The organism is uncultured Arenimonas sp., assembly GCF_963976025.1.
Classification (GTDB): Bacteria; Pseudomonadota; Gammaproteobacteria; order Xanthomonadales; family Xanthomonadaceae; genus Arenimonas.
This window is the reverse complement of the sequence record NZ_CAXBJS010000209.1, coordinates 1-4,428: the sequence shown is the minus strand read 5'-3', so window position 1 is coordinate 4,428 and position 4,428 is coordinate 1. Positions and strand designations below refer to the sequence as shown.

Here is a 4,428-nt window from a genome sequence, read left to right as displayed (position 1 = left end):
TTTCCTTTTCCAGCAGCGCGCGGCGGACGGCTTCGGTGGGATGGGCCGTGAACACCGGCTCCACGCGCAGTCGCGGCAGCAGGGCCAGTACGGCTTCGGCGGGCACGCCTTCGTCGCGCAGCTTGCGCAGCGAATCCTCGAGGCCACCGGGCTGGGGCGACTCGCCCAGGCGCTGGTAGTCGCGGCGGCGGCGGATGCGGTGCACGCGTTCGGCCAGGTTCACCGCCTGGAAATAGCTGGCGAAGGCACGCACCAGCAGTTCGGCGCGATCCATCGGCAGTCCGCGCAGGCGTTCGGCCACGTCTTCGAGCGGGGCGCCGGCTTCGCGGCGGCGGATGGAGGCGATGCGCAGGGTTTCGACGTCGTCGAGGAAACCGGGCGAAACCTGTTCGGCCAGGATTTCGCCGACCAGGGCGCCCAGGCGCTTGACGTCCTCGCGCAGCAGGTCGTCGGTGGCGGGAAGTTCGATGTCGCGCAGGGATTCGGGGATCTGGCTCATCCGCAAAGCCTAGCGCGATTGATTCACACGCCGCAGCACTTCTTGTATTTCTTGCCGCTGCCGCAGGGGCAGGGGTCGTTGCGTTCCGGAGTGGCGGCGCGGCGCACGGGTTCGCGCGGGGTCAGCGATTCGATGCGGTGGCAATGCAGGTCGTGCAGCATGTCCGGCAGGCCGCCGTAGATTTCCAGGCGCTCGCGGTAGTCCAGCGGCACCGGTGCCCCGCCCTCTTCTTCGGGCGGGTAGCTGCCCACGGCCAGGGCTTCGATGTAGGCCTCGACCTCACCGATCCAGTCGTCCTCGGCGATCCACGCGTCCCAGGCTTCCGAACGCAGGTCCATGCCGTCCAGGAAGCCACCGGCCCAAGCCGCGCCGATGTCCACGTCCGGGCCGTGTTCGCCTTCGGGGTCGTCGGGCAGCCACCACAGCAGGGCGCCTTCGACGGTGAGCTCGTCGCCGGGCTGGCGCACGCGGCGGCGGGCGGTTTCCCAGGCCAGCATCAGCAGGGCGGTGGCCTCGGCTTCTTCCTCGGCGTTTTCCCAGCGCGGCGGCGCCTTGCCCCAGACGCGCGGCAGCCAGTCGGCTGGCGTCACCTCGCCCGGGCTCACAGCCAGGGCGGTGAGGTAACCGTCCAGCGGCTCCAGGCCGAGCCCGCCGAAGGGCACGGCGCGCTGCTCGAGCAGGCGGTCGAGCTGGTCGATGCGGGCATCGTTGGCCCGGAACCAATCGGCTTTGGCGGTGGCCATCAGTATGCGAACTCCCGGAACACCGGATCCACGCTGCCGCCCCAGGCGCCGTGGAACAGCGCCAGCTTGCGCTCGGCCGGGGTTTCATTGGCCAGGGCGAACTCCAGCAGCGGCTCCAGGAACACGGCCTCGCTGGCTCCCGACTTGTTGAGCCGGTTGCGCCGCGCCAGGCCCTGGCCGGAAATCTTCAGCGCCTCGAGCGCCAGCTCGCGCAGCGTGGCGCCGCGGAAGGGCAGCTTGAAGCCGTGTTTTGGCACGCCGTCGCGCAGGGCGTGGCGTTCCTCGCGGCTGAAGTCCTTCACCAGGTCCCAGGCCGCGTCCAGCGCCGCGTCGTCGTAAAGCAGGCCGGTCCAGAACGCCGGCAGCGCGCACAGGCGGTTCCAGGGGCCACCGTCGGCGCCGCGCATTTCCAGGTATTTCTTCAGCCGCACTTCCGGGAAGGCGGTGGTCATGTGGTCGGCCCAGTCGCGCATGGTCGGCAGCTGGCCCGGCAGTTCGTCCAGTTCGCCACGCAGGAACTTGCGGAAGCTGCGGCCGGCCAGGTCCAGGTACTCGCCGTTGCGGTAGCTGAAGTACATGGGCACGTCGAGCAGGTAGTCCACGTAGCGCTCGAAGCCGAAGCCGTCCTCGAACACGAAGTCGAGCATGCCGGTGCGATCGGGATCGGTGTCGGTCCAGATGTGCGAGCGGTAGCTGAGGTAACCGTTGGGCTTGCCGTCGGTGAACGGCGAATCGGCGAACAACGCGGTGGCGATGGGCTGCAGCGCCAGCGAGACGCGGAACTTCTTCACCATGTCGGCTTCGTTGGCGAAGTCCAGGTTCACCTGCACGGTGCAGGTGCGGGTCATCATGTCCAGGCCCAGCTTGCCGCGCTTGGGCATGTACTCGCGCATAATCTTGTAGCGGCCCTTGGGCATCCAGGGCATTTCTTCGCGCCGCCACTTGGGCTGGAAGCCCATGCCCAGGAAGCCCAGGCCGAGCTCGTCGCCGACGGCCTTGACCTCGCGCAGGTGGGTCATGGTTTCGCAGCAGGTGTCGTGGATGTTCTCGAGCATGGCGCCCGAAAGCTCCAGCTGCCCGGCCGGCTCCAGCGTCACCGACGCGCCGGCCTTGGCCAGGGCGATGAGCTTGCCGTGCTCTTCGTAGGGCTCCCAGCCGAAGCGGGTGAGCCCGCGCAGCAGTGCCTCGATGCCACGTTCACCGTCCCAGGCGGGCGGGCGCAGGTCGTCGAGCCGGAAGCCGAACTTCTCGTGCTCGGTGCCGATGCGCCAGTCCTGCGGCGGCCGGCTGCCCGTTGCCAGGTAGTCGACCAGCACGCGGTGGTCGGTCAGCGGTTCGTCCTTGGCATTGCTGGGTCCGGACAATGGGGGTCCTAGGTACACTCTGGGGATGCGAATCGTAACCCGCGCCGTCGCGCTTGGCGTCCTGCTGGCGGGCCTGCACTGTTCCGGCGTGGCCCTGGCGCAGACGCTCGAGCGCGGCAACGGCCCCGAACCGTCCACGCTCGATCCGCACCGCTGCCCGGAGGTGGCCTGCGCCAACATCCTGCGCGACCTGTTCGAAGGCCTGGTGGCCGAGGACGGCGCCGGACGGCTGGTGCCCGGCGTGGCCGAACGCTGGGAGGTGTCCGGCGACGGCCGCACCTGGACCTTCCACCTGCGCCCCGACGCCCGCTGGTCGAACGGCGAGCCCCTGGATGCCCCGCAGGTGCTGGCCAGCCTGCGCCGCGCCTTCGCCCCGGCCACCGCCGCGCCCTTCGCCGGCCATCTGGACGCCATCGAGAACGCCAGCGCGGTCCAGCGCGGCCTGCAGCCGCCGGAGAACCTGGGCATCGCCGCGCCCGATGCGTCCACCCTGGTCTTCACGCTGCGCCGCAGCGCCGACCTGCCCCGCCTGCTGACCCTGCCGGTGGCCTACCCGGTTTACCTGCCCGGCCTGGCCGAATACGGCGCGCGCCACACGCGGCCCGGCAACCTGGTTTCAAATGGCGCCTACCGCCTGGCCGACTGGCTGCCGCAGGCGCAGGTGACGCTGGAAAGCAACCCGCACTTCCGCGAAGCGCCGCCGATTCCGCGCGTGCGTTTCCATGTGACCGAAGACGCCGCCAGCGAACTGCGCCGCTTCGAGGCCGGCGGCCTGCACATCACCGAAACCCTGCCGCCGCAGCCGCTGGCGCACCTGCGCGAACGGTTCGGCGACCAGCTGCGCATCAGTCCGTACCTGGGCAGCTTCTGGCTGGGCTTCAATCTCGAACGCCCGCCGTTCAAGGACCAGGCGGCCCTGCGCGAGGCGCTGTCGCTGGCCGTGGATCGCGACATCCTCACCCGCCACGTCACCGGCCTGGGCGAAAGCCCGGCCTGGGGCGTGGTGCCGCCGGGCGTGGCCGGCTACGAAGCGCCGCTGCCGCCGGCCGCGGCGATGACCCAGGCCCAGCGCGAGGATCGTGCCCGCGCGCTGTACGCGCAGGCCGGTTACTCGCGCGACAACCCGCTGCAGGTCGAGCTGCGCTACAACACCTCCACCCCGCACCGGCGCCTGGCGCTGGCGGTGGCGGCGATGTGGCGCGAAACCCTGGGCGTGCAGACCCGCCTGCGCAACGAAGAATGGAAAGTGTTCGTCGGCACCCGCCGCCAGCGCGTGATCACCCAGGTCTTCCGCGGCGGCTGGATCGCCGACATCGACGATGCCCGTAATTTCCTGGACACCTTCCGCAGCGACAGCGCCTCGAACTGGAGCGGCCATGCCGACCCGGCCTACGACGCCCTGCTCGATGCCGCCGACGCCGCGCCGACCCTGGCACGCCGCCAGCAGCTGCTGCGCCAGGCCGAAACCCGCCTGCAGTCGGTGCACGCGGTGCTGCCGCTCTACCACTACACGTCCAAACACCTGGTGCACCCGGACGTGCAGGGGTTTGAAGCCAACCCGCTCGACCGCCACCCCAGCCGTTTCCTGCGCCTGCGCGACTGACGCCGCGGTGCACGTGACATCCCCCGGCCGCTTGGGCAAAGTCCCGGCATGCCCGCCGCCCGCCTGTTCGCCAGCCGCGCCCTGGAAGCCCTGCTGACGTTGTGGCTGCTGGCGACCCTGTGTTTCGTGCTGCTGCGCGCGGCGCCCGGCGGCCCTTTCGACGCCGAAAAGGCCGCACCGCCGGAAGTCGAAGCGGCGCTGGCCGCGCAGTACCGGCTC

General features: G+C 70.4%; 4 protein-coding genes. 1 reads left to right on the top strand and 3 read right to left on the bottom strand.

Going from position 1 to position 4,428, the window contains the following annotated elements:
- The 3 genes from AACZ35_RS12795 to AACZ35_RS12785 all read right to left on the bottom strand — a co-directional run.
- On the bottom strand, positions 1–499 hold a 499-nt coding region (locus AACZ35_RS12795; protein WP_339829913.1), incomplete at its 3' end, for a phosphoenolpyruvate carboxylase.
- Between the two features lie 23 nt (positions 500–522).
- The gene (locus AACZ35_RS12790) at positions 523–1,242 is read right to left on the bottom strand and encodes a UPF0149 family protein (RefSeq protein ID WP_339829911.1); all 720 of its coding nucleotides are present in this window, start codon (positions 1,240–1,242) and stop codon (positions 523–525) included.
- Positions 1,242–2,606 (bottom strand): glutamate--cysteine ligase, encoded by a 1,365-nt coding sequence (locus AACZ35_RS12785; RefSeq protein ID WP_339829909.1) that lies wholly within the window; start codon positions 2,604–2,606, stop codon positions 1,242–1,244. Before AACZ35_RS12785 ends, AACZ35_RS12790 begins: the two co-directional genes overlap by 1 nt.
- Before the next feature lie 25 nt (positions 2,607–2,631).
- Here AACZ35_RS12785 and AACZ35_RS12780 point away from each other — a divergent pair, with 25 nt between their 5' ends.
- A complete protein-coding gene (locus AACZ35_RS12780) occupies positions 2,632–4,209 on the top strand; it encodes a peptide ABC transporter substrate-binding protein (protein WP_339829907.1) in 1,578 nt (525 codons plus the stop codon).
- The last annotated feature ends 219 nt before the right edge of the window (positions 4,210–4,428 follow it).